The sequence below is a fragment of the Hymenobacter sediminicola genome (assembly GCF_014250515.1).
Classification (GTDB): domain Bacteria; phylum Bacteroidota; class Bacteroidia; order Cytophagales; family Hymenobacteraceae; genus Hymenobacter; species Hymenobacter sediminicola.
The window spans coordinates 2,059,423-2,084,576 of the sequence record NZ_CP060202.1; the positions used below are offsets into that span (position 1 = coordinate 2,059,423).

General features: G+C 59.3%; 21 protein-coding genes. 5 read left to right on the top strand and 16 right to left on the bottom strand.

The genetic code is table 11. The annotated features are described in order from the left end of the window. Nucleotides 1-23: 23 nt before the first annotated feature. Nucleotides 24-734, bottom strand: a complete 711-nt coding sequence (locus H4317_RS08710; RefSeq protein WP_185889733.1) for a 16S rRNA (uracil(1498)-N(3))-methyltransferase — start codon at nucleotides 732-734, stop codon at nucleotides 24-26. A 144-nt stretch (nucleotides 735-878) separates the two neighbouring features. Here H4317_RS08710 and H4317_RS08715 point away from each other — a divergent pair, with 144 nt between their 5' ends. After that, nucleotides 879-1,901 carry an SDR family oxidoreductase gene (locus H4317_RS08715; protein WP_185889734.1) on the top strand — a complete coding sequence of 341 codons (1,023 nt, stop codon included), beginning with the start codon at nucleotides 879-881 and terminating at the stop codon, nucleotides 1,899-1,901. 88 nt (nucleotides 1,902-1,989) lie between these two features. Here the strand turns inward: H4317_RS08715 and H4317_RS08720 are convergent, their stop codons facing one another. Both H4317_RS08720 and pckA read right to left on the bottom strand, forming a co-directional pair. Beyond that, nucleotides 1,990-2,775: a S1/P1 nuclease gene (locus tag H4317_RS08720; RefSeq protein ID WP_185889735.1), complete on the bottom strand. Its 786-nt coding sequence runs from the start codon at nucleotides 2,773-2,775 to the stop codon at nucleotides 1,990-1,992. A 206-nt stretch (nucleotides 2,776-2,981) separates the two neighbouring features. Then, on the bottom strand, nucleotides 2,982-4,595 hold the full coding sequence (pckA, locus tag H4317_RS08725) for a phosphoenolpyruvate carboxykinase (ATP) (RefSeq protein ID WP_185889736.1): 1,614 nt from the start codon (nucleotides 4,593-4,595) through the stop codon (nucleotides 2,982-2,984). Nucleotides 4,596-4,845: 250 nt separating this feature from the next. Between pckA and H4317_RS08730 the strand changes: the two genes are divergently transcribed. Next, entirely contained in the window at nucleotides 4,846-6,495 is a 1,650-nt protein-coding gene (locus H4317_RS08730) for a peptide MFS transporter (protein ID WP_221899191.1), read from the top strand. Nucleotides 6,496-6,846: 351 nt separating this feature from the next. Here H4317_RS08730 and groL read toward each other — a convergent pair whose 3' ends face one another. The 8 genes from groL to H4317_RS08770 all read right to left on the bottom strand — a co-directional run bounded on the left by groL (nucleotide 6,847) and on the right by H4317_RS08770 (nucleotide 15,517). Then, complete coding sequence (groL, locus tag H4317_RS08735) at nucleotides 6,847-8,487, bottom strand: chaperonin GroEL (protein WP_185889737.1); 1,641 nt, start codon at nucleotides 8,485-8,487, stop codon at nucleotides 6,847-6,849. A gap of 45 nt (nucleotides 8,488-8,532) precedes the next feature. Next, nucleotides 8,533-8,823, bottom strand: a complete 291-nt coding sequence (gene groES / locus H4317_RS08740) for a co-chaperone GroES (RefSeq protein WP_185889738.1) — start codon at nucleotides 8,821-8,823, stop codon at nucleotides 8,533-8,535. Between the two features lie 339 nt (nucleotides 8,824-9,162). Continuing rightward, on the bottom strand, nucleotides 9,163-9,570 hold the full coding sequence (gene secG, locus H4317_RS08745; protein WP_185889739.1) for a preprotein translocase subunit SecG: 408 nt from the start codon (nucleotides 9,568-9,570) through the stop codon (nucleotides 9,163-9,165). Further along, nucleotides 9,571-11,028: a DUF8458 domain-containing protein gene (locus H4317_RS08750; RefSeq protein WP_185889740.1), complete on the bottom strand. Its 1,458-nt coding sequence runs from the start codon at nucleotides 11,026-11,028 to the stop codon at nucleotides 9,571-9,573. Between the two features lie 116 nt (nucleotides 11,029-11,144). Next, complete coding sequence (locus H4317_RS08755; protein ID WP_260625866.1) at nucleotides 11,145-11,684, bottom strand: LptE family protein; 540 nt, start codon at nucleotides 11,682-11,684, stop codon at nucleotides 11,145-11,147. Beyond that, entirely contained in the window at nucleotides 11,671-12,984 is a 1,314-nt protein-coding gene (locus tag H4317_RS08760; protein ID WP_185889741.1) for a sigma-54 interaction domain-containing protein, read from the bottom strand. The genes H4317_RS08755 and H4317_RS08760 overlap by 14 nt, the downstream gene beginning before the upstream one ends. Before the next feature lie 102 nt (nucleotides 12,985-13,086). Beyond that, entirely contained in the window at nucleotides 13,087-14,547 is a 1,461-nt protein-coding gene (gene miaB, locus H4317_RS08765) for a tRNA (N6-isopentenyl adenosine(37)-C2)-methylthiotransferase MiaB (RefSeq protein WP_185889742.1), read from the bottom strand. A gap of 274 nt (nucleotides 14,548-14,821) precedes the next feature. After that, nucleotides 14,822-15,517 (bottom strand): HAD family hydrolase, encoded by a 696-nt coding sequence (locus tag H4317_RS08770; RefSeq protein WP_185889743.1) that lies wholly within the window; start codon nucleotides 15,515-15,517, stop codon nucleotides 14,822-14,824. A 62-nt stretch (nucleotides 15,518-15,579) separates the two neighbouring features. Here H4317_RS08770 and H4317_RS08775 point away from each other — a divergent pair, with 62 nt between their 5' ends. Beyond that, the gene (locus tag H4317_RS08775; RefSeq protein WP_185889744.1) at nucleotides 15,580-16,221 is read left to right on the top strand and encodes a chloramphenicol acetyltransferase; all 642 of its coding nucleotides are present in this window, start codon (nucleotides 15,580-15,582) and stop codon (nucleotides 16,219-16,221) included. A gap of 64 nt (nucleotides 16,222-16,285) precedes the next feature. Here the strand turns inward: H4317_RS08775 and pabB are convergent, their stop codons facing one another. The 5 genes from pabB to H4317_RS08800 form a co-directional block, all read right to left on the bottom strand. After that, nucleotides 16,286-17,569, bottom strand: a complete 1,284-nt coding sequence (gene pabB / locus H4317_RS08780; RefSeq protein ID WP_260625867.1) for an aminodeoxychorismate synthase component I — start codon at nucleotides 17,567-17,569, stop codon at nucleotides 16,286-16,288. Nucleotides 17,570-17,625: 56 nt separating this feature from the next. Then, nucleotides 17,626-19,020, bottom strand: coding sequence for a DUF3808 domain-containing protein (locus H4317_RS08785; protein WP_185889745.1), 1,395 nt, complete (start codon nucleotides 19,018-19,020; stop codon nucleotides 17,626-17,628). Nucleotides 19,021-19,250: 230 nt separating this feature from the next. Continuing rightward, nucleotides 19,251-20,012, bottom strand: a complete 762-nt coding sequence (locus tag H4317_RS08790; protein WP_185889746.1) for a zinc ribbon domain-containing protein — start codon at nucleotides 20,010-20,012, stop codon at nucleotides 19,251-19,253. Next, a complete protein-coding gene (locus tag H4317_RS08795; protein ID WP_185889747.1) occupies nucleotides 20,002-21,102 on the bottom strand; it encodes a Nif3-like dinuclear metal center hexameric protein in 1,101 nt (366 codons plus the stop codon). The genes H4317_RS08790 and H4317_RS08795 overlap by 11 nt, the downstream gene beginning before the upstream one ends. Before the next feature lie 90 nt (nucleotides 21,103-21,192). Further along, a complete protein-coding gene (locus tag H4317_RS08800) occupies nucleotides 21,193-21,882 on the bottom strand; it encodes a uracil-DNA glycosylase family protein (protein ID WP_185889748.1) in 690 nt (229 codons plus the stop codon). A gap of 203 nt (nucleotides 21,883-22,085) precedes the next feature. Between H4317_RS08800 and lpxK the strand changes: the two genes are divergently transcribed. Together lpxK and H4317_RS08810 are read left to right on the top strand one after the other, a co-directional pair. Then, nucleotides 22,086-23,153, top strand: a complete 1,068-nt coding sequence (gene lpxK / locus H4317_RS08805) for a tetraacyldisaccharide 4'-kinase (protein WP_185889749.1) — start codon at nucleotides 22,086-22,088, stop codon at nucleotides 23,151-23,153. Between the two features lie 22 nt (nucleotides 23,154-23,175). Further along, nucleotides 23,176-25,134: a putative porin gene (locus H4317_RS08810; protein ID WP_185889750.1), complete on the top strand. Its 1,959-nt coding sequence runs from the start codon at nucleotides 23,176-23,178 to the stop codon at nucleotides 25,132-25,134. Nucleotides 25,135-25,154 lie beyond the last annotated feature (20 nt).

Consider the following 25,154-nt stretch of genomic DNA (forward strand, 5'->3'; position numbering starts at 1 on the left):
TGGCTCAGTCAATACAGTACTGATTAGCCGGCCAGCTCCCGCGCCACGTGCACCGTGTGCACAGCGGTCAGCGCGGCCGTTTCGGTGCGTAACCGGGAGGCACCCAAGGTCACGGGCCGGACGCCGTGGGCAAAGGCCGCCGCAATTTCCTGGGGCGTAAAATCACCTTCGGGGCCGATGAGTACGCAGCAGCTGTTGCCGGCTGCCGCCACGCGGGCCAGCGGCGTCCGGTCGCCTTCTTCGAGGTGCCCGATGAAGGCGGTGGCGCCCTCTATAGTTGGCAGGAAGTCGGCGAAATCTGTCAGCTCATCCAGCTGCGGCAGCCACGCCTGACCGGACTGCTTGAGGGCGCTGACGGCTATTTTGTGCAGACGCTCCAGCTTCAGCTCGCGCCGCTCCGAGCGGGCACAACGCAGAAAAGAGAGGCGGTCAACGCCAATTTCCACTGCTTTTTCCACTAGCCATTCCATTCGGTCGAGGTTTTTAGTGGGCGCCACGGCTACATGTATAAAGTAGGGGCGGCGTGGCACCTGCGTTTCGTGGGTGATGCGCAACTGGCAGCGCTTGGGGTTGGCATCCGCCACTTCGGCCTGAAACACGCCGCCGCGGCCATCTACCAGTACTACCTCATCACCGGGGGCGAGGCGTAGCACCCGTACGGCGTGCTTGCTTTCGTCTTCGGGCAGCGTGTAGGAGTGGCCGGAAAGGTCGGGGGCGAAGAAAGTATGCGGCATGGGGCAAAGGTAAACCGGAAATGCACGCGCCGCCGGCCCGGGGCCGAGAAGCGCAACACAACGCCGGGCCGGTGGGTGCGTATGTCAAAAGGCGCCTGCTAGCAGCAGTACGCTACGCTATTCATCCCACTTCGACCAACTACTATGTCAGTTAAACTCAAGAAACTCTCTCAGCAAACCATCGTTATCACCGGTGCTTCGTCCGGCATTGGCCTCGTAACGGCCCGCATGGCGGCCAAGGCCGGCGCCCGCCTGATTCTGGCAGCCCGCAGCGAAGACGCCCTGCGCCAGCTTACCAGCGAAATCCGGCAGGCCGGCGGCCGGGCCGATTACGTGGTGGCCGACGTGAGCAAGCCCGAGGACGTGCAGCGCCTGGCCCAAGAAGCCGCCACCCGCTACGGCGGCTACGACACCTGGATCAACAACGCTGGCGTGAGCATCTACGGCAAGCTGGAGCAGGTGCCCGTGGAAGATATGCGCCGTTTGTTCGACGTGAACTTCTGGGGCCTGGTGAATGGCTCATTGGAAGCCGCCAAGCACCTCAAAGGCAAAGGCGGCGCCATCATCAACGTGGGCAGCATTTTGTCGGAAGTCACGGCTATTCTGCAGACCATCTACTCGGCCAGCAAGCACGCTGTGAAAGGCTTCACGGATGGATTGCGCATGGAACTGGAAATGGACGAAGCCCCGATTTCAGTGACCCTGATTCAGCCTTCGGCCATCGACACGCCGTACCCGATTCACGCCAAAAACTATATGGAGCGCGAAGCCCAGCACGCGCCCCCGGCTTACGCCCCCGAAACCGTAGCCCGCGCCATTCTGCATGCGGCCGCCCACCCCGAGCGCGACGTAGTGGTGGGCGGCGGCGGCCGGGCCTTCATCGGCATGAACCGCTGGACGCCCGCGCTGCTCGACCAGTTCATGGAAAAGGTGTTCGTAAAGCAGGAAAAGGCCGATTACGCCCCACGTCCGGTGCAGCAAAACGGCCTCGACCGGCCCATGGGTGAGTTGGAGGAGCGCGGCAACTACCCTGGCAGCACCCGCGAAACCAGCTACTACACCGAAGCCGTTACGCGCAGCAACACAGGCCTGAAAGCTGCTTTGCTGGTTGGTGCCGGCGTGGCCGCGGCGGCGTGGCTGAATGGCAAGTCCAGTCAGAACAAATAAGCTGACTACCAGAAATACAAACGGCCCCACTGATCTGTGTCAGTGGGGCCGTTTGGCGTTCAGTTCAACTAGATTCAGTACCAGAAAGTTAACCTAGCACTTCGTTCAGCAAGCCCGCCAGCCGCACGCCGGCCTGCTGAATTCGCTGCTTCATCATTTCGGAGTGCGCCGGGTAGTAGTTATAGTCGATGTCGCCGTTGGCCGGGGCGCTGCGATACACCTGTTCACTGGCTTGGTACGACTCCCAGAACCAGCTTTCCGGTGACGCGGCCTGCCACGCGCGCACCTGCTGGCGCCGGATGGGACCGTCGTATTTAGTGGCCATTTCTGAGTAGGTGAGGCCCTGATAGTCAATCAGGCCACTGTCCCAGAGGCTGTGCATGTTGGTGTCTTTGCCGCGGTATTTCACCTTGATGTCGTTGCCGCCTTTGTCGTCGGCGTGGCCGGCGTGCAGCGGCTGGTGCGCATCACCCACGATATGCACCACGAACTTGAGAGCCGCCACTTTCTCGGCCTGCGACTTGGCGGGGTCGGTCAGTTCTTTGAGTTTGGCCTGCAGCACGTTGTAGGCGTTGGGGCTGGTCTGGCTCTTTAGGTCCTGCAGGTACTGGGTTTCGTTCAAGCCCACGGGCGAATTGACGTAGTGCCAGGGCGCGGTTTCCTTGAACTCGGGGTAATAGCGGATTTCATCGGGCCAAGTGCTGATCAGAGCCAGAGTTTCGGTACCCAGCAGGCGCTGCACTTCGCGGCGGGCCTTGCGGTTGAGGTGGTTTTCGGCAATCTGGCCCACGGCCCGGTGCCCGTCAACGCCCCAGGCCCACAAACTCAGCGGCGACAAAAGCAAGAAAAACAGCGGCAGCAAACGCTTGCGCATAATCAGAAAAGGAAGATGAGAAGGTCGGAAAAGAAGGGCAAATTACTGCCATTCCGAGGATTTGCGGCAATCCAACCGGTAAAGTTGGTGCAGTTCAGCGGCTTGTCATGGTTCGTTTCAACTTCTTCGACGGTAGCTGCTATTCCTGAAACGCAAAAGCCCCGCCGGCACTGCCAGCGGGGCTTCTGAGTCAATCAGTTTAAGCGTTACACGCTGGCTACTTCCGTCGTCTTGGGCGCCCCGGCCAGGATTTCGTCGTTGGCGAAATCAGCGTACTTCTGGAAGTTGGTTACGAACTTCTGCGCCAGGTCGGCGGCCGTTTTGTCGTACGCTTCCGGGTCGGACCAAGTGGCGCGTGGGTCCAGGATGTCGGTGGGCACGCCCGGCACCGCAGCCGGCACTTCCACCCCAAAAATCGGGTGTTTGCTGAATTCCACGTCGTTCAGCTCGCCATTAAGGGCGGCCGTAATCATGGCCCGGGTGTAGCTCAGCTTCATGCGCGAGCCGACGCCGTAGCTGCCGCCGCTCCAGCCCGTGTTCACCAGCCACACGTTCACCTCGTTTTCGTCCATCTTCTTGCCCAGCATCTCGGCGTACTTGGTCGGGTGCAGCGGCAGGAACACGGCGCCGAAGCAAGCCGAAAACGTGGTCTGTGGCTCGGTGATACCCATTTCGGTGCCCGCTACCTTGGCCGTGTAGCCACTCATGAAGTGGTACATGGCGTGGCTCTTGTCCAGGCGGCTGATGGGCGGCAGTACCCCGAAGGCGTCGGCCGTCAGGAAGAAGATGTTCTTGGGCGCCTCGGCCACGCTCGGCTCGATGGCGTTCGGAATAAAGTGGATGGGGTAGGCCGTGCGCGTGTTTTCCGTCACGCTCTTGTTGGCGTAGTCCACGGTGGTGGTGCCGGGCACGAAGCGCGTGTTTTCCACGATGGCGCCGGCCTTGATGGCGTTCCAGATTTCGGGCTCTTTCTCGGCGCTCAAATCGATAACCTTGGCGTAGCAGCCGCCCTCGAAGTTGAAGATGCCGGCATCCGGCGTCCAGCCGTGCTCATCATCACCAATCAGGCCGCGGTTGGGGTCGGCCGACAGCGTGGTTTTGCCGGTGCCCGAGAGGCCGAAGAAAATGGCCGTGTCGCCGTCTTTGCCCACGTTGGCCGAGCAGTGCATGGGCAGCGTGGCGCGCTCGTGGGGCAGCAGGTAGTTGAGCACGCCGAAGATGCCCTTTTTCATCTCGCCGGCATAGCCCGTGCCACCTATCAGAATCATCTTCTTGGAGAAGTTGAGGATGGCAAAGTTCTTCTGGCGGGTGCCGTCCACGGCCGGGTCGGCCTCGAAGCCGGGGGCGCAGAGGATGCTAAAGTCGGGCGTCCAGCTGGTGTCGGCGCCTTCAGCGGGGCGCAGGAACATGTTGTAGCAGAACAGGTTGTGCCAGGCCAGCTCGTTGACCACGCGCAGCTTGAGCTGGTAGTCGGGGTGGGCGCCGGCGTAGGCGTCGCGCACGTAAAGTTCCTTGTCGGCCAGGTACTGCACCATCTTCTGGTGCAGCTGCTCGAACTTGTCTTCGGCGAAGGGAATGTTGATGTCGCCCCACCATACGCTGTCGGCGGTGCCGGCGTCTTTGACCACGAACCGGTCTTTGGGGGAGCGGCCGGTGAACTGGCCGGTGTCGGCCATCAGCGCGCCGGTGTCGGTGAGCACGCCTTCGTGGCGGCGCAGGGCTTCCTGCGTGAGCTGCTCAGGCGTCAGGTTCAGGTGCACCTGGGCGGCCTGCGTGATACCCAGCGGAGCCAGGCGATTAGTAGCGGCGGAATCTAACATAACAGAAGCCGGAAACTGGGTTGGGTGGGAAAATGGGGGAACGGTAAGACAAAAATAGGCAAAACGCCGGTCCGGCAACGTTGCCGGAAAAATTATTGCGAAAATTCGCTGGCCCAACGGCGGCCGGCCGCGGCTAAGCAGGCAAATACGGGGCGCTATTTCGGGGTTAGGAAACTTTTGTAGCTTTACCAACCTCCGTGCGGTTGCAGCCGGCGGCCTTTTCTCCTTTTCATCACTTCATTTTCATTTCATGCAAACGACCTCCGCCGTGCAGGAGCAGCCCCACATGGCCGCTTCCACCGGCCACCCGAAGGGCCTTTATGTGCTCTTTGCCACTGAGATGTGGGAGCGGTTCAGCTACTACGGCATGCGCGCCCTGCTGGCGCTCTACATGGCTAATGCGCTATTGTTCGATAAAGCCTTGACTTCTCGGATATATGGCGACTACACCTCTCTCGTCTACCTGACGCCCCTGCTGGGCGGGTACATGGCTGACCGGTATTGGGGCAACCGCCGCTCTATTCTGATCGGGGGCCTGATGATGGCGCTGGGGCAGTTTAGCTTGTTTGCATCGGCTTCGCTCTACACGCCGGGCCAGACGGCCGTGTCGTCGGCACAGATGGCGCTGTTTTTCCTGGGACTGGGAATGCTCATCTTCGGCAACGGCTTCTTCAAGCCAAATATCTCGTCGATGGTGGGGACGCTCTACCCCAAAGGCGACAGCCGGATTGATGCGGCCTACACCATATTCTATATGGGCATCAACCTGGGGGCATTCTTCTCACCCCTGGTGTGCGGCACGCTGGGCGAGGTGTATGACGCTAGCGGCAACATTGTGCCCTCGGAGTTTAAGTGGGGCTTTCTGGCGGCCGGTATTGGGATGCTGATTGGCAGCCTGACGTTCGAGTTGTTCAAGAACAAGTACGTGGTTGGTCCGGAAGGCGCGGCGCTGGGGGCCAAGCCCGAGCGTACCGTGGAGCACTCGCCCGTAGTGCCCGTCAACACCGATTCTCCGGTGCGCACCGAAACCATTGCCCAGCCGGCTACCAGCTTCGCCAGCCAGCTGCCCAAGCTCATCGGCATTTTTGTGGTGGTGTACGCGGCCATTGCCTGGTTTATGAACTATGACTGGATTGGGGCCCTGGTATTCTCCGCCATGATTGTGGCTCCCATAGCCGTACTGTCCGATGATTCGCTGACCAAGCGGGAGCGGGAGAAAATCTATGTGATTCTGATTCTCAGCTTCTTCGTAATCTTCTTCTGGGGCGCGTTCGAGCAAGCCGGTGCTTCTCTTACTTTCTTCGCCGCCGAGCAGACTGACCGTCAGCTGACGGCCAGCTATACCGTGCCGGCTTCTTACTTCCAGTCGGCCAACGCCTTGTTCATTATCATCTTCGCGCCCATCTTTGCCGTCATCTGGACGGTGCTGGGCAAGCGCGGCCTGGAGCCCTCCTCGCCGCTGAAAATGTCGATTGGCCTGATGTTCCTGGCCGTTGGCTACCTCATCATTGCCTTCGGCGTAAAGGGCGTGGATGCCAGTACCAAAGTGAGTATGTTCTGGTTGATTACGATGTACCTGATGCACACCTTCGGCGAGCTATGCCTGTCGCCGATTGGCTTGGCGCTGGTAAACAAGCTGGCTCCGGCCCGCTTCGCCTCGCTGCTGATGGCCGTCTGGTTTCTGGCTACGGCCGCCGGCAACAAGTTTGCGGGCGTACTGAGCGGCCTGTATCCGGAGCCCGGCAAGCCTGCTCCGCACTTCGTAGGCTTCGAAATCACGGGCCTCTACGAGTTCTTCCTGATCTTTGTGGTGCTGTCGGCCGCCGCTTCGCTGGTGCTGTTCTTCCTCTACCGCAAGCTCACCACCATGATGAACGAGCCCGTAGCTACGGCTGCGTAAAGCTTTACTGAGATTGAAAAGCCCTGCCAGAATGTTCTGGCAGGGCTTTTTTGTGAAATTTCGGTGGATGAATGGTAGCGCGGACTTGGTAGTTCGCGCCCTGGGGCCAGTAAAACGGAATCGTCCGTACGGCGCGGAGACGCGAACTACCAAGTTCGCGCTACTACCTGCTGACTACGAACAGTTGAAACGGCCAAAGTGGGCCACAATAGGGGGCATAATTATCCTTTTTTTCGTCAGTAGTCAACTGATGCAAAAAAGTAACTTACACTTTCATCGGACACGAAAAAGCCCCGCCGGACACTGGTCCGGCGGGGCTTTTTGGCTTAGCGGTTGGCTTAGTGGCTGATATTACATCATGCCGCCCATGCCACCCATGCCGGGGGCACCACCGCCGTGGCCGTGGTCTTTGTCAGCCTCTGGCTCGTCCGAAATCACGCACTCGGTGGTCAGGAGCAGGCCGGCAATCGAAGCGGCATTCTCCAGCGCCAGGCGCGTTACTTTGGTTGGGTCGAGGATACCAGCGGCCATCAGGTTTTCGTAGCGGTCCTCGCGGGCGTTGTAGCCGTAGTCGCCTTTGCCTTCGCGCACCTTCTGCACTACTACCGAGCCTTCGCCACCGGCATTCTGCACGATGGTACGCAGAGGAGCTTCGAGGGCCGTGCGAATGATATTTACACCGGTCCGCTCGTCGCCGTTGAGGGTATCAACTGCTTCCAGCGCATCGAGGGCGCGCACCAGGGCCACGCCACCGCCGGGTACCACGCCTTCCTCAACGGCGGCGCGGGTAGCGTGCAGGGCATCGTCAACCCGGTCTTTCTTCTCTTTCATCTCCACCTCAGTGCTGGCACCGATGTAGAGGATGGCCACACCACCGGACAGCTTAGCCAAGCGCTCCTGCAGCTTCTCCTTGTCGTAATCCGACGTGGTAGTGCCGATCTGGGCTTTGATTTCGTTGATGCGGGCGGTGATGGTTTCCTTTTCACCTTTACCATTGACGATGGTCGTGTTGTCTTTGTCAATGATAACTTTCTCGGCCGTACCGAGATACTCCAGCGTAGCGCTGTCGAGCTTGTAGCCGCGCTCTTCCGAAATAACCGTACCGCCTGTCAGAACGGCAATGTCTTCCAGCATGGCTTTGCGACGGTCGCCGAAGCCAGGAGCCTTCACGGCCGCGATTTTCAGCGAGCCACGCAGCTTGTTTACTACCAGCGTCGCCAGGGCTTCGCCATCTACATCTTCGGAGATGATAACCAGCGGCTTACCGCTTTGTACTACCTGCTCCAGCACGGGCAGCAACTCCTTCATGGTGCTCACCTTCTTGTCGTAGATGAGGATGTAAGGGTTGTCGAACTCGGCCTCCATTTTCTCCGGATTGGTCACGAAGTAAGGAGAGAGGTAGCCACGGTCGAACTGCATGCCTTCCACCGTTTTCACTTCGGTTTCGGTTCCGCGCGCTTCTTCCACGGTAATCACGCCTTCTTTGCCCACTTTGTCCATGGCGTCAGCAATCATTTTGCCGATTTCCATATCGTTGTTGGCCGAAATAGCGCCTACCTGGGCAATTTCCGACGAGTTTTCAATTTTCTTGGACTGCGCCTTCAGGTTAGCAACCACGGCAATTACTGCCTTGTCGATGCCACGCTTCAGGTCCATGGGGTTAGCACCAGCGGCCACGTTCTTCGAACCTGCGGCGTAGATGGCCTGGGCCAATACGGTGGCGGTGGTAGTGCCGTCACCGGCCTGGTCAGCGGTTTTGGAAGCAACTTCCTTCACCAGCTGGGCACCCATGTTTTCCACCGGGTCACTCAGCTCAATTTCCTTGGCTACCGTTACACCGTCTTTGGTGATGCTCGGGGCGCCGAATTTCTTGTCGATAACCACGTTGCGGCCTTTGGGGCCGAGGGTTACTTTCACGGCGTTAGCCAGTTTGTCTACGCCGCGTTTCAGCTTGTCGCGGCCGTCGGTATCGAATTGGATGTTCTTAGCCATCAGTTATTCGGGTATGGGGAATTCAAAGAGAAAGAAAGGGTCGGCTTAGAGTACGGCAAAGATGTCCGACTCCTTCATGATGAGGTAATCCTCACCGTCAACCGTAATTTCAGTGCCGGCATATTTGCCGTAGAGCACCTGGTCACCTGCCTTTACCTGGGGCTTGATGGTCGTGCCATTGTCGGCAACTTTACCTTCACCCACGGCTACTACTTCGCCACGCTGGGGTTTCTCCTTGGCCGTGTCGGGGATAATGATGCCCGATTTGGTTTTTTCCTCGGCAGCGGCCGGCGCGACAATCACGCGGTCAGCCAGCGGTTTGATGCTAAGCGACATATTGTACGTTTTGGTTGAAAGGTTTACTTGAAACGGGATGGTGTCGGCGCTCCTGCACTTCTTATGCCAGCCCGCCGAACCTGACAGAATGAACGCCACAAAGGCCGAAAATCCGCCATCTTGCTACGCCAGCCTGCCAAACGTGACACAACTAGGTGACAGTGCTGCCCGATATGCCGGACCCCGACAGGGCGAAGGTAAGGGAATAGCAGAGCGTGCAACGTGCATTATTGCGGGCTTGACTTTACTGCCGCTCAACGGCCATTCAGGACTACTACAAAGAAAAACGGCGGCTCCCTACACATGGAGCCGCCGTTCAGACGTTGCTTTTCAGGAAGCCTAGTTGGCCGGTGCAGGTACTTCGGCGGGAGCCTGGGCTGGCTGCTGAGCCGGAGCGGCATCAGTACCGGGGGCCGTTGCTGGTGCCGTTGCGCCAGGTACTGTAGGAGCCGGTGCGGCCGGTAGGCGGGTCTCCATGGCTTTTTGCTGGTTTACGCTGCGGCCGGGGCCGGCATCAGTTGTGCCCGTAAGCACGTGCGTGCCCAGCGTGAGCACCATCAGGGCAATGGCAAAGCCCCAGGTGAGTTTTTCGAGCAGGTCGCCGGTGCGCTTTACGCCCATCAGGTTGGCTGCGCCGCCCGAGCCAAACTGGCTTGACAGTCCACCACCTTTGGGGTTCTGGGCCAGCACCACCAGGGCAAGCAGGAAACACACGAAAAGAATTACAATAATAAGCGCAGTGTACATCTACTCCGGAGTTTGCAGTTGTTGAATTTGGTCGGTAAAGTACGCGCTTTTTTCCGGCTGGCGCACCATCAGCCGTTCATATATTTCAATGGCTTTATCAATTTTGCCCTGTTTTACCATGATCTTGGCCAAGCTTTCGGAGGCGAGCTGCGGCACTACGCTGGTACTCCGCACTGACAAATCGGTCTGCTCTTCGGCTAGCGACAACCGCACGGCTGGCGACTTCAGGCGCGGCTGATTTTTGAGGAAACGGTTAATCAGATCGAACGGCGAAGGGCCGGGCTCGGCTTTGGGACGATGGGCAACTCCATGAGCATGCAGCAGCGCATCAGGTGCAAAAAACTCGTCAGCGGGCAGCGCCGAAGTTAGTTCGCCATCCTGCATCTGTAGCGCATAGCCCAGCCGGCTGCCGCCACCTAGCAGCGCATAGGCTAGCTCCGCATCAGAGCGGAACAACGGCACTGTTTCCCGAGAGACGGGCAGCGGTTCCTCTTCCTCCTCATCGGCGCCGGGCAACTGGTAGAGCGCAGAAACTGGTGGGGTAGCGGACCCGCCCAACCCAAACTCAAAGCGGGAGATACCGGCCTCTACTGGCGGTCGAATAGGAGGCGCTACAGCCGGTAAAAGCTCATCATTCTCTGGCAGCAGCGCTGGAGCAGGCTGCTCTACAGCCGCCGCTTCCGCTGGCTCCAGCTGGTTTGCGTCCAGTGAAACAGGCTGATCTAAAACAGAGGAACCGTCGGTCGTGTCAACAGGCTCATCATCTGCTACTTCGACACCCGCTTCTGAGGGTGTTGCTGTTTCAGCGCTGGCAGCAGGAGCTACTAACGGGGCAGTTGCTGGGGCCGTGGGAACCTCTACAGTAGTGGCCGTTGCTGACTCCGTCGCTTCCGCAGCCATTGGGGTTTCTACAGCGGCATCCTCTAAAGTATCAGCAGCTAAAAGGTTGACTGCTAATTCTTCAGAAGTCGAATCTTCTTCTTCGGCCGAGGATGGTACTAACTCAGCGGAAGTAGTATTTGCGGCCACAGGCTCCTCGCCCGTATCCTCCGCCGCTGAAAGGTGGGCTGGTTCGGTTTCATTGACTTCTAGCGCCTGTACGTCTTCAGTGCCCAGAGTCTGAAGGAAAGAGGTGGCAGTGCCGGCCGGCAACGCAGCGGGGCGGGTCCTGCTTGCCTCGGGCAGGTTGGCAGCAGTTTCCGCCAGCCGCGTGGCAGGCTCTTGAGCGGGCTGCTCCAGCAACTGGCGCAGCAGTTGGCGGTCGGTGGCGTAGGTGGCCGCCCGGCGCAGGCGCTGGCTGGCCAGCATACTGCCCCGGTCATGAGCGGCCTTGGCCAGCAGTACGTGGGCGGTCTGGCAGTACGGAAACGTCGTCGCCAACTGTTCCAGCTCCCGGATTTCGGCTTCTGAAATCCGGTTCACATGGTCCAGAATATGTAACAGCGACGCACGGGTCATGGGGTAACTACTTGAGTGGCAAAGGTGTCATCAGCAGGCAAGGCATCGCCACTTTCTGACCTGCTGAACAGCGGGCCGCAACAATACGGCAATTTACGCAGGGAACCACACCCTCGCTACCAGTTGGCCACCGATTTGTTGAAGGCGTCGGTGATGATGTTCTGCGTGATGCGACGCGTGGCGGTAGGGTCGTTGTTGATCTGCGTGATGTCCTGCGTGGCTGGAAAGTCGCCGTTGCTCTGGAACGTCTGCTCGAAATCCTGCTTGGGGTCGTTGGTGTTGGTGAACTTCACGCGCACCTGAATCGTGAGGCGGTTTACGCCGGCCTGGTCGATGCCGTTCTGGTTCTGGATGGCCGCTGGGGCGAAATCATAGGCCGTAATGGCCCCTTCAAACTGTAGGTCGCCGTCGCGCGGCACTAGCTTGAGGGAGGTGTTGCGCTGGAAATAGTCCTTGAAATCCTCCGTGAAGCGTTGCGCCAGAAAAGAGGGCCCGTTGCTGGAGGTGTTCTGGAAGGTGGCAATGGAAATGGTTTTCACGGCCGGATCGATGTTGGTGCCGCTGAACGAGTACACCTTGCAGCCATGCAACCCGAGCAGCAGAAACAGGCCCACTACCCAGAAAAACACCTTCGATACCTGATTACGCTTGTTCAAGGTCGTATTGCTTTAGCTTGCGGTAGAGCGTGCGCTCCGAAATGCCCAGGTCGTGGGCGGCATACTTGCGCTTGTTGTGGTGCTTCTTCAACGCCTTCATAATCATTTCCTTCTCCTTGGCTTCTAGGGAAAGGGTTTCCTCCTCGGTTTCGTGCGGAATGTCTTCCACGCGCTGGGTATCTTCCTCCTCGTAGTCGGTGGCGTCGTCGAGGGCTCCGGGGGTGAGAATATATTCTGTGGCGCCGCCATCCGGGGAGGGCTGGCGCAGCGGGCGGGCACCCTCGTAAGGCGCGGCGTTGAGGTTGGTAAACAGGTGGCTGTTCTGGCGCAGGAGTTCTTGCGAGTCCTGCGGGCGCTGACCGGCGGCCAGTTCCAGCACCAGCTTCTTGAGGTCCGTCATGTCGCGGCGCATGTCGAAGAGCACCTTGTAGAGCAGGTCACGTTCCGAGTAGCCATTGCCAGCGGCCTCGGGGCCGGCGGCGTGCAGCAACATGGGCAGCTGGCTGGCCTGTTGCACGGGCAAATACTGGCGGAGGCGGCGGATGTCCACGTCGCGGTCCGTTTCCAGCACCGACATCTGCTCGGCTACATTCTTGAGCTGGCGAATGTTGCCGGGGAAGCGGAAGCGCTGCAATTCCTGCACCGCATCAGGCGTGAGGGTCACCGGCTTCACGCGGTAACGGTCGGCAAAATCCGTAACGAACTTTCTGAATAATAAATAAATATCGTCGCCTCGTTCACGCAGTGGTGGAACTGTAATCGGAACGGTATTGAGGCGGTAGTAGAGGTCTTCGCGGAAGCGGCCTTCGCGCACGGCATCCAGCAGGTTCACGTTGGTGGCCGCCACTACACGCACGTCAGTCTTCTGGACTTTGGACGAGCCCACCCGAATAAATTCGCCGTTTTCGAGCACGCGCAGCAGGCGGGCCTGCGTGCCGAGCGGCATCTCCCCGATTTCGTCTAGGAAGATGGTGCCGCCGTTGGTCACCTCGAAGTAGCCTTTGCGGGCTTCCTGAGCACCTGTAAACGAGCCTTTTTCGTGACCAAACAGCTCCGAGTCGATGGTGCCTTCCGGAATGGCGCCGCAGTTAATGGCAATAAACTGCCCGTGCTTGCGCGGCGACAATGAGTGGATAATCTTCGAAAATGATTCCTTGCCGGAGCCGCTTTCGCCCGTTATCAGCACCGTCATATCGGTCGGGGCCACCTGCGCCGCTACCTGAATAGCGTAGTTCAGCGAGGGCGCATTGCCGATAATGCCAAAGCGCTGTTTGATGGATTGTATTTCGGAAGGTGTCAAGTCAGGAGTGTTTTCGTAGGGTAGACGAATTGCTAGGGCGGTTTATTTTCAGCTAGGCTGAAGAAACTTTATTATCCTACCTCAAAGCAGGACAATGTAAAGCTACACCGCTTCGCCCAGCAGGGTGTTCGTCGTGGCTTCGTGTACCAGCACGTTCACATAGTCGCCTTTCTTGTAGTGCTTGCGCGGGAAGATGACCACCTGATTCTGGCTGTTGCGGCCGCTGAGGTGCTCTTGGCTGCGCTTGGAGAAGTTCTCGGCCAATACCCGGTGCACCCGGCCCACGGACCGCTGGTTGCGCAGCCGACTGTGTTCACGCTGGAGCTCAATGATTTCGGCTAGGCGGCGCTTCTTCACTTCGAGCGGTACATCGTCTTCGAGCTTGCGAGCGGCCAGCGTGCCGGGGCGCTCCGAGTAGAAGAACATGTAGGCCATATCGTAGCGTACCAGTTCCATCAGACTCAGAGTATCCTGATGTTCGGCTTCGGTTTCGGAGCAGAAGCCCGAAATCATATCGGAGCTGATGCCGCAGTCGTCGCCGAGGATGCGGCGGATGGCCTGCACCCGGTCCTCGTACCAGGGCCGGTCGTAGGTACGGTTCATGAGAGCCAGAATGCGCGAATTGCCACTCTGAGCCGGCAAATGGATGTATTTGCAGATGTTCTCGTGCCGGGCCATGGTGTGCAGCACCTCGTCGGTGATGTCCTTGGGGTGGGAGGTGGAGAAGCGCACCCGCAGTTCAGGGCTGATGTTGGCCACCCGCTCCAGCAGTTGCGCGAAATTTACGTGCTCCAGACCATCTTCGGAAGCCCACTTGTAGGAGTCTACGTTCTGGCCGAGCAGTGTCACTTCCTTGTAGCCCTGCGCTACCAGGTCTTCGGCTTCGCGCACGATGCTGTGGGCGTCGCGGCTCCGTTCGCGGCCCCGTGTAAAGGGTACCACGCAGAAAGAACACATGTTGTCGCAGCCGCGCATGATGCTGATGAAGGCCGTGATGCCGTTCGAGTTCAGGCGCACCGGCGTGATGTCGGCGTAGGTTTCCTCGCGGCTCAGCAGCACGTTTACGGCTTTTTGGCCGCCGTCTACCTGCTGAATCAGTTGAGGAAGGTCGCGGTAGGCGTCGGGGCCCACAACTAGGTCCACCAGCTTTTCCTCGTCCAGAAACTTGCTTTTCAGTCGCTCGGCCATACAGCCCAGCACGCCCACCAGCATGGCCGGGTTGCGCTTTTTATGACTGTTGATCTGGGAGAGGCGCATGCGCACGGTCTGCTCGGCCTTCTCCCGGATGGAGCAGGTGTTGAGCAGCACCAAGTCGGCGCTGGCGAGGTCCTCAGTCGTGTCGAACCCCTCATTGTAAAGGATACTCGACACGATTTCAGAGTCGGAGAAGTTCATCTGGCAGCCGTAGCTCTCCATATAGAGCTTGCGCGTGCGGCCAGTGCGGGTAGCGGGGTTCACGCGCACTTCGCCGGAGGGCTCGTGGGCGTGGGTAGTGGCATCCACGGCCGGAGTAGGCAGCGTGGGGGTATCGAGGAAGTCGAGCGTAATCAGCGGTTGGGACATTTCAAAAGGCCTCAGGGGCGTCAGCTTCACAATTCAGTGAAGGGCAAAGGTAGGATTTTCAGCCCGAAAATGACAGAATGGCAGAGAGAGTGTGCTGGGTTTGTATCGGGAGGAAGTGCTGGTTTTTACGTTATGTCATCCTGAGCATGTGGCGAAGCAAGCCAGTATCAAAGGGCCGTATTATGCCGTAATGGTTGTCGTTCACTGCTATCCAGACGTGATAAGGTCCTTCGCAAGCTCAGGATGAAATGCTAGCACGTTTACTACTAGCTCATCAGCCCAAATACTCCAGCAGCTCACGCACGTCGCGCACGGTGTGAAATGATACGTCTTCCAGCAGAGCCGGATCGACGTGCTCAAAAATCCAGTTGGCGTGGTAGGGCACGTGTACGGCCCGAAATCCGAGTTTTGCCACCGGCAGAATATCGGATTTGAGAGAGTTGCCAATCATGACAAACTTCTCCTTTGTGGCGTTATAGCGGGCCAGCAGACGGCGGTAGGTGGCTTCGTCTTTTTCGCTCACTACTTCCACGTGGTCAAACAGCTCGCCCAAGCCCGAGCGGGCAATTTTGCTTTCCTGGTCGAACAGGTCGCCTTTGGTGAGCAGCATCAGGCGGTGCCCGCGGCGGCGTAGCTCTGTGAGCACCTCTACCACGCCAGGCAGCGGCTCAATAGGATAACGCAGCAGGTCCTTCCCCATGTCCAGAATCTGCTGGATGTCGTGGCCCGTAACGGCACCGCTCGTAAGCTGGATGGCCGTTTCAATCATGGAAAGCATAAACGACTTGGCCCCGTAGCCGAACAGCTGCATGTTGCGGCGCTGCGTGGCGTTGAGGTGGGTGCTGATGTGGGCCGCGTCGCCGCAATGGGCCATGATTTCGAACAGGCGCGCTTCCACCTGGTCGAAGTGGGGCTGGTTGGGCCAGAGGGTGTCGTCGGCGTCGAAGGCAATGAGGTGAGCAGCAGTCATGATAGAAACACTGGAGGAAATAGCGGCGGAAAAGGCCCTCAAAGTTATCGAACTTGCCGCCCATGAAACAGCAGATTGACCTTTCTACTTGGAACCGCCGCGAACATTTTGCCTTCTTCTCCAGCTTCGAGGAGCCGTTTTTTGGACTGGTAGCTCCTGTGAACTGCACCGGCGCGCAGGACGAGGCCAAGCGGCTGGGCGTATCGTTTTTTCTGTACTACCTCTACCACGCCGTAGAAGCCGCCAATGCAGTGCCGGAGTTCCGCATGCGCATCGAGGACGGGCAGGTGTACCTCTACGACCGGGTACACGCCTCCGCCACGCTGGGCCGGCCCGACCATACGTTTGCCTTTTCTTTCATCGAGCAGAATCCGGAACTGGCTGGCTTCGTGGCGTCTGCCCAAGCCGAAATAGCGGCCACGCAGGCCAGCACCGGTCTGCGCCTGAACGATACCACCGCCCGCGCCGATGTGCTGCATTGCTCTGCCATTCCGTGGGTGCGGTTCAGCGGCCTCACCCACGCCCGTAGCTTCCGGCACCCCGACAGCTGCCCCAAGATTTCCTTCGGCCAGCTCTATGAGGAAAATGGCAGCACCTGGATGCCCGTGGCTGTGAACGTGCACCATGCTCTGGCCGATGGCTACCATGTGGGTCAGTTTCTACAGGAGTTTGAGCGGCGACTGAAGGGTAGGTGGAAGACGTAATAACCGAAATGCGGCTGGCATCCTGCGCAAGCTCAAGCTGACCACTCTCCGCCAACTTACCAATCTACCCTATGGCCGCGCCCAGCACGTCCAGGATGGCGCGGGCCTTGAGTAGGCATTCCTCATACTCTCGTTCCGGTACCGAGTCGTAGGTGATGGCCGAGCCGACCTGGAAGCTGAGGTAGCCAGTATCCTGACGGTACTGCAGGCTACGAATCACGACGTTAAAATCGAAGTCGCCGTTGGGCAACACGTTGCCAATGCTGCCGCTGTAAAGGCCACGCCGGGTTTGCTCATAGTGCTCGATAAGCTGCATGGCCCGGATTTTTGGGGCGCCCGTCATCGAGCCCATCGGGAAGGTAGCACGCAGCACATCTACTAGGTCCACTTGGGGGCGCAACTCAGCCTGCACCGTCGAAATCATCTGCCAGACATGCCGGAACGGGTAGAGACCGAACAGCTCAGGCACTTGCACGGAGCCAGTCTGAGCCACGCGGGCCAAGTCATTACGCACCAGGTCTACAATCATCAGGTTTTCGGCGCGCTCCTTTTCGTCCTGAAGTAGCGTCTGGCGTTGGTGCTCATCTTCGGTAGGAGTAGTGCCGCGCCGGATGGTGCCTTTGATGGGCTGGGAAAAAATGGCCGGGCCGCGCCGGGCCAGAAACCGCTCGGGGGAGGCGCAGAGCAGGACATGGTGGTGGTGACGGAAGAAGCCCGCAAACGGCGCAGGCGAAGCAGCATTGAGGCGCAGAAACACATCCACGGGGTCCAACGTCACATTTTCGGCGTAGAACTCCTGGCACAGATTCAGCTCGTACACTTCGCCGTTCAGGATGTCTTCGCGCACAGCTTCTACTGCCCGTAGGTAGTCCGCTTTAGGCATCCGAGGTACCAAGGCTGGGACAGAGGGAGTAGACACAACCGGCACTTCCGTAGCGAGTATAGCTTCCAGCACGCCGGCCGTGTGGCCATGTAATTCCACCTCATGTTGTCGCCAGTAGAACCAGGTCTGAGGCGAGAAAAAATGAAGCTGTGGCCACTCCAATCCGGATACATTCTGGCTGGTGAGGGCCTCAATTTCATTCTTGACGTCATAGGTCAGAAAACCCAGAGCGGGAGCAGAAGCGGAGGACCTAAGCAGCCACGGGCGCAGTTGGTCCAGCGTGCGAGGTGCGTTAGCCGCGTCGTCGGCCACGCCCAGAATATGCTCAAAAGGCCCCTGCGGATAAGGCAGGTTATTGGGTTCGAGGTAGGCACAGTGCACGAAACCGGCTGCCCAGCGCAGGGCACGGGCCCGAAAATCGGAGGGGAGGCTGGAGAGTGGAACGGTGAGCGGAGCAGATAACACAGCACAAAGATACGGGCAGGCAAGGCGCCGCATAGCTGCCATGCCGGGCCGGTGGCTTATTCGAGTTCTTTTAGCGCCAGCTTGGCTTTGGTGTCGGTGCTGTTCTTGTACTCGTGCTTGGGGTAGCTTAGCGCTTTCCGGAAATAGACTTTGGCGGTGTTGCTCTGTCTTTCGGCCTGGTAGAGAAACCCAAGCTGCAGCGCCGACTGCGGGGCAAAGTAGTAGGGCGCGTTGCCGGCCAGCGCAATAGTACGGGCATAGAGCAGGCGGGCCGAATCGAGGCGCCCAAGTAGGTGCCAGGCGCGGGCCCGGCGGTAGGGCTCCTCCAGCCGGTCGCGCAGGGGCGTGGCGGTAGTACTGTGAAAAGCATCGAGGGTGGCCAAGGCTTCGTGGTAGTAGCCGCCGTCAATCTGCAGCCGGGCCCGGGTCAGCAGGCGGTTGAGCGGCAGCTTGCCTTCAAAGAAGCGCTGCGCATAGGTGTCTTCCTCCACCACCGTGCGCCCTCCGCTGGCTATCTGACGGCGGTATTGTTCGGCTGCAACGGCCTCCCCAGATAGCCAGGCAGCGAGATAGAGCTTGAAAAATGCATCCTTGCGGTAGTGCTGACCTTTGAACTCCTGCAGAAACAACTCGTTTTCACGGCGCGAGGCGGCATAGTCTCCTTGGTAGAGCAGCAGGTCGGCGGCCATGTGGCGCAGATAGGGCAGCGACACGTAGCCGGCACCAGTAGGGCGGGCTCGATAAGCGGCTAAGGCGGCCGCAGTGCGGTGCTGCTTTTTGTTGAGACTGATGAGCAGGTACGAGTACAGCAGATTATCGGGCTGCTGCTGGTGCAGGCGCGTGACGAGTTGCAGCGCTTCTTCCGGCTTCTTGTAGTAGGTTTCCTCCACTAGCGCCAGCAAAATGCGGGCTTCGGGCTGGAAGTCGTTGGGTTGGCGGGCGGCGGCGCGCAGGTTGCTCAGGCCCGCCTCCACGCTGCCCGGCAGCCCCAGCAGCTTCAGAAACCAGCGGTAGCCTTCCGGCAACGAGCCAATGAAGAACTGCATCAGGCCCAGGGTTTTGCGGGCCGGCAGATACGTTGGGTGGCGCTTTACTACGGTCTGCATCTGCTGGTACGCCTGCCGCAGGCTCCAGGCACCTTGCACCTCGTGCCCGAACGTTACCTGGGCCGCTGCCTGATGCAGCCTGATTTCGGCGCGGGCGTACTCTCGTAGTGCACTCTTTTCGGAGCTTTTCTCTAGTTGGGCCAGGTGGGCGTCCTGCGCCGCCACTGTGGCTCCGTAGCGGCTGGCGTCCTGGCTAAGCATCAGCTCCGTGAAGTCGATACAGTCCTGCACGAGCAGGGTGGCAGTTGCATGCCCCGGCTCAGTCCGAAGCAGTTGCCGGGCCGGGCCGGGGCGTAGTTTCAGCAGTTCCGCATAAGCACGGGCGGCCGAAGACGGAAGCAGCAAGCCGCCGCCGGCCACTGATTCCGGCTGTGCTGTTGTCTGCTGCCTCTCGGCTCCGAAACTGCAGGGAAGGTATGCCGCCAGCAAGACCAGCAGCAGGACCGTCCGCCGCAGTACGGGGCATAAACCCGGGGCGCATACGTCAGCAGAACTCTTCATGAGGAAATGGGAGCGGACAAGAAAAAAGGAACGACTGGTGAGTCGTTCCTTTTTGTAGTAGTCAACCGAGAAGCTTAGGCTACACGGGCTTCTACATCGGCCAGAACCCGGCCACAATGCTCGCACACGATGATTTTCTTGTGGGCAATGATGTCGGCCTGGCGCTGTGGGGGCACCGTGTTGAAGCAGCCGCCACAAGCGTCGCGCTTCACCGTCACCACGGCCAGGCCGTTGCGTACGTTGCCGCGGATACGGGTATAGGCGGTGTAGAGGCGCTCCTCGATAGGCTGGGTCGCCTTTTCGCGCTCATCCATCAGCTTCTTCTCATCGGCTTCGCTTTCGCCTACGATGACGTTCAACTCACCTTTCTTGTTCTCGAGGTCTTTCTTGCGCTCTTCCAGACGCTGCTTCGTACCGCCGATTTCGACATTCTTCATGTCAATCTGGTACTGGGCTTCTTTGATTTTCTTCTCGGAAATCTGGATTTCCAGCTTTTGCAGCTCAATTTCCTTAGAAATGGCTTCGTATTCGCGGTTGTTGCGCACGTTCTGCTGCTGGTCCTCATAGCGTTTGATGAGGCCGTCAGCATCTTTGGCGTTCTGCTTGCGCTGCTTGATCTGGTCGTTGAGGCCGGAAATCTCCTCATCGAATTTGCTTACGCGCACCTCGTAGCCGGCAATTTCGTCTTCCAGGTCACGTACTTCTTCGGGCAGGTCGCCGCGCACGCGCCGGATTTCGTCGAGCTGCGAGTCAATGCGTTGCAGGTTGAGCAGGGCTTCCAGCTTGCTGGCAACTGGGGCATCGGCCGGGGCAGTGGCGACGGTCTTAGCAGTCATATCGGACGGGGTTGGTGTAAGTCTCGGCAATGAAGAGCGCAAAAGTACTTCCAAACTTCTCGGTAAGCAAATCCCGGAAGATTTCACCGGTGAACTGCTCACTCTCAAAATGGCCCACATCACAGAGCAGCAACTGCCCTTGGGCCCCGAAATACTCGTGGTACTTCAGGTCGCCGGTGACGTAGGCATCGGCCCCGGCAGCGCGGGCCTTATTGATGAGGAAACTTCCGGCCCCGCCGCAGATAGCCACCTTCTTAATGGGCCGGTCGAAATCGGTATGCTTTACTACGGGCACGCCCAGTGCTGTTTTCAGGCGCTGCCGAAATTCCTGAGGGCTCAGAGCATCGGGCAGCTCGCCCACCATGCCCGAGCCTACCTCCTGATGCTCGTTTTCGAGGCGGATGATTTCGTAGGCTACTTCTTCATACGGGTGCGCCTGCCGCAACGCGCGAAGGGCGGCGCGCTGTAAGTGTAGCGGCAGCAGCACTTCCACGCGCTGCTCGGGGGAGGTTTCAGGCTGACCGGGTTGGCCCTGGAACGGACTCGTGTCGGCACCCGGCGTGAACGTGCCAATGCCTTCCATGCGGAAGCTGCAATCGGAATAGTCGCCGATCTGGCCCGCGCCGGCGGTATAGAGGGCTTGCAGTACCGCTTCGGTGTGGGTGGCGGGCACGTAAGTAATGAGCTTGGCCAGCGTGCCGGTTTTGGGGTCGAGAATACGCAGGTGTTGCAGCCCCAGCTTGTCGGCCAGCTTGCGGTTCACACCATGACGCACGTTGTCGAGGTTGGTGTGGGCGGCATAGAGGACCACATCGTTTTTGATGGCTTTGAGCAGCGTCTGTTCCACTTCGTTGGCCCCGGTGAGGCGCTTCAACGGCTTAAATATCAGGGGATGGTGCGCTACTACTACGTTGCAGCCGCGCCGAATGGCCTCGTCTACCACAGCTGGGGTGCAGTCGAGGGCAATGAGCACGCCAGTGATTTCCTGCTGCGGGTTGCCGCACTGCAGGCCGGCATTGTCGTAGGATTCCTGGTAGGCGAGGGGTGCGGCGGCTTCCAGCACGCGGGCAAGGTCCTGAACAGTAGGCATTGAATTCAGTGAAGGAGGAAAAACAGAGAGGGAGCAACGAGGCACAACGAACCGACGGGCGGCTGCAAGTTGGGATTATAGCGGCAAATGTTACGTCGCTTCTACTAGCAAGCCAGCCAGCGTTTCGACGTACCGCGCTACGTTTTCGGCCAATGCACGACGCTTGTATTGCATCAGGTAACGCGGGTGGTCCAGCACCACAATCTTATCAAATAAGCCCAACTCGGTATTAATCTTCTTAAAGAGGAGCCCGTTGCGGCGCCCGAGGCATACGGCCGCGTGCCGGGCTAGCCCCAGTTCCGTCACCTGCCGCCGCAACGAGTCCCGGATATCTGGCTCCAGAGCGCGCTGCAGAGCCCGCGAGTCGTAGTAGTTGTAGTTTTTGCCGTGGCGCAGCAGCACCAGCGGGTAGAGCGAGCCAAGGTAAAAATGACGGTAAAACTCCTGCGACCCTCCCAGTTCGGCTATCACCCGGTACACAAACTGGCTGCTCAACTCGGGCTGCCGCGGCTGGTTGTTCGCAATGCCACAGACTTCGGCCAGCATGGCCGGATCAGTGAAAGCCACCCCCGTGCGGCCCGCGCCAAACCGCCCCGGATTGATGCCTAGCAACGCCACGCGCGGCCGGTCTTCGGCGTAAAATTTTTGGGCAAACTGCGTCAGTAGTTCCGCGACTTCCGGCTCCCGGTAGGGGTTATAGGCCTGCACGTCATCCGGCAATGCAGGCGGAGCTGGAAAGGTCGTGAGGAAATGAATGATCTGTTCGGCAGAGTAAGGCATAATCTATTTATAGATACTATGGTATAAGGCCAAGTGTCAGGTAATAGTTGAAGATACTTCGTGTCAGTAATCCGAAAAGACACTCGCCATAAATGACTCCTATGCTGGCTGAGAAATCGGACAACTCGCTGGTTTTATGACGTAGTGACAAGCGGTAGAACCGGTGGCTGGGCAGGACAAATGAACTGCTACCTTTGCCTGTCATGTCCGGTCTGCTTTCGTTTCTGCTGATGCCTCTGGCCTGGCTGTATGCCGGTGTCATGGCTGTGCGCAACTGGCTGTACGATACGGGGCGCAAGTCGTCCGGGAATTTCTGGCCGGTGCCGGTACTAAGCGTGGGCAACCTCCGCGTGGGAGGTACTGGCAAAACGCCGCATGTGGCTTGGCTGGTGCGCGAGCTGCTGAGCCGAGGCCAGCACCCCGCCATTCTTAGCCGTGGCTACGGCCGCCGCACCCGCGGCTTCCGGCTCGGCAGCCCCCAAGAAACCGCCGAAACCTTCGGCGACGAGCCGCTGCAGTACTATCAGGAGTTTAAGGGGCAGGAGGTACCCGTGGCAGTGTGTGAAGACCGACTGACCGGCCTGAGCAGGCTGTTTGCGCAGCCGCAGGTGGGAGCTGTAGTGCTGGATGATGCCTTTCAGCACCGCCGGGTGCAGCCCGATTTTAGCATTCTGCTCACCGAGCAGCACCGGCCGTTTTATGAGGATTATGTGCTGCCGGCTGGACGTCTGCGCGAAAACCGGACCGGCGCCCGCCGTGCCGATGCTGTCATCGTGACCAAATGCGACTCGGACTTGAGTGTGACCCGGCGGCAGGAAATCGAGCAGCGCGTCCGGCACTATGCCCGGCCCGGTGTTCCCGTGCTGTTTTCAACTTATGCCTACTCTGAACCAGTGCCGCTGGCGGGTAGTGCCGCTAAAATGGTGACGTGTGGGCCAGAAATTGTGCTGCTGACGGGTATTGCTCAGCCGGGGCCGTTGCGCGATTATTTGGTGGCTGCCGGCTACCATATCGTGCATCACGCCGATTTTCCCGACCATCATGCGTTTACTACCGCGGAAATTGCGAGAATGGCTGCGCATTGCGGCCCCGGGCGCTGTATTTTTACGACGCAGAAAGATGCTACCCGCCTGCTGGCCCCCGCGCTGCATACGGAAATAGCGCGTCTGCCCGTTTTCTACATTCCTATTACCGTGGAGTTTCTGGCTGATGGCGCCGCCCGCCTGCGTCAGTTGCTCCCGGCCGCGTTGAAGCCCCAAGCTGTTGTCTGACCTGTCGTTGCTCTCGTCTTGTATGTATAGCCTGCCGCTGCGGTGGTTGGGTCGCGTTGCCCGGAACTGGGCTGGCTGGAGTGTGTTTTTCCTGCTGCTGACCGTACCGGCTGCTGTGCAGGCCCAGGTGCTCGACGACTCTACCAAGGTACTCTATGGCGCCCGTACCACCCGTGTTCTTCGGGAAGCCGATCTGCTGCGCGACCAGAACGAAGGCCGCATTATTGATACGGCCCTCGTCAACTTGCCCTCGGCGCGCAATTGGTACCACGATAGTACTTTCTACCAGGATCTGGGGCACGTGGGCACCGCGGGCCGGCCGCTGCTGTGGCGCACCAATACGGAGCTGGGCGCCCGCCTCGGCCGCAACGCCTTCGACCGGTACGCCCGCGACCCAGCCACCATTCCGTACTACGATTCCAAGTCGCCGTACACGTTTTTTCGCTTCATTCAGGGCGGCAACGGCGAACAGGTATTTGAGCTTTCTTACACGCGCAGCATCAACAAAAACGCCAGTATAGGTATTGCCTACGAGCGGTTTGCGGCAAACAAAGTGTACACCAACAACCCGCGCGAGTCGTTGGTGGAGCACAGCAACTTTCTAGTTTTTGCCCGCTTCCAAAGCACCGACGAGCGGTACCACGCGCTGCTGAACTACAACAACGTCAGGCACCTGGCGGTGGAGCAGGGCGGCATCAATCCCAGTCTGTCTGCGAATACCACTACCCCGGACACGACGGAGCTGAGCGAGCTGTTCGACTACGGAGAAGAGCGCCCCTGGCTGTTTACGGCTTCCAACCGGGAGCACCGCGACGGAATCCGCTTTGCGCAGTCGTACCGCCTGCTGGGCAAGGGCCTCACTGCCTATCACGTAGTAGACTGGCACCGCCAGATGAACCGCTTCCAAGATACCAAGCTGCCCGTCAACACCACCACCAATACCCTGCTCTATTACCCCCGCGCCCGCCTGAGCCAGACGGCCACCGACGACCGGGCCGAAGTGCAGCAGGTGGAAAACACGTTTGGGGTGCTGGGCCGCACCACGGCCGTAGAGTACAAGCTCTACGCCCGCCACCGCGCCCTGTCGCTGGCAACGCGCAACCTAGTAGGGGAGCCCGGCGAACTACGCCCCGCAGCCAACGACGGACAGGATTTTAGCCAGCTTTTTGTGGGCGGCTCGGCGGCGTTCAACTACAAAATTTTCGCCATCGAAACGGCTGGGGAGGTGTTTGCCCTCGACATCAACAACCCCGCGCAGAACCAGGAGTACTGGGTGCGTGGTGCCGCTAAGGTAGGGCCGCTGACAGGCGAGGTGCTGAGTACCAGCTTCTCGCCTACGCTCACGCAACGGCAGTTTGATGGCAACCACTACGCCTGGGACAATGCGTTCCGCAATACGTTCATCAATCAATTTACGGCCCGCCTCGACCAGACCCTGGGCCAGCACCGCCTGGAAGCCTCGGGTGCCATCATCAACATCACGGACCTGGTTTATTACAACGAAGCCGGTGCGCCCGCTCAACTTGGCGTCGACCGACGGCTGCTGACGGTTTCAGCCCGGTACCGCTTCAACGTAGGCAACTTCTTCTTCGACAACCAGGCCCACGCTACCAGCGGCGGCGACGAGGAAGGCCTGCGCATTCCGGCTCTTGTCACGAACAGCAAAGTCTACTACCAAGGCTATGTGTTCAGGAAGGCGCTGTTTGGGCAGATTGGCGCGGAGGTGTACTACCAGTCGACGTGGCGGCCCTACGACTACAGCCCCAGCAACCAGCAATTTTACGTGCAGAACCACTTCACAGCGGCCAATTTCGCTGTGGCTGATGTGTTCCTGACGGCCGACATCCGTACGGTAGCCGTGCTGCTGAAAATGGCCTACGTCAACCAGGGAATCCTGCGCGACGGGTACTTCGTGACACCCTACTACACCGGCCTGCCCCGCCGCTTCGAGTTGGGCATTCGGTGGCAGTTTTTCGACTGATAAGGCGCAGCGGCTCCCAA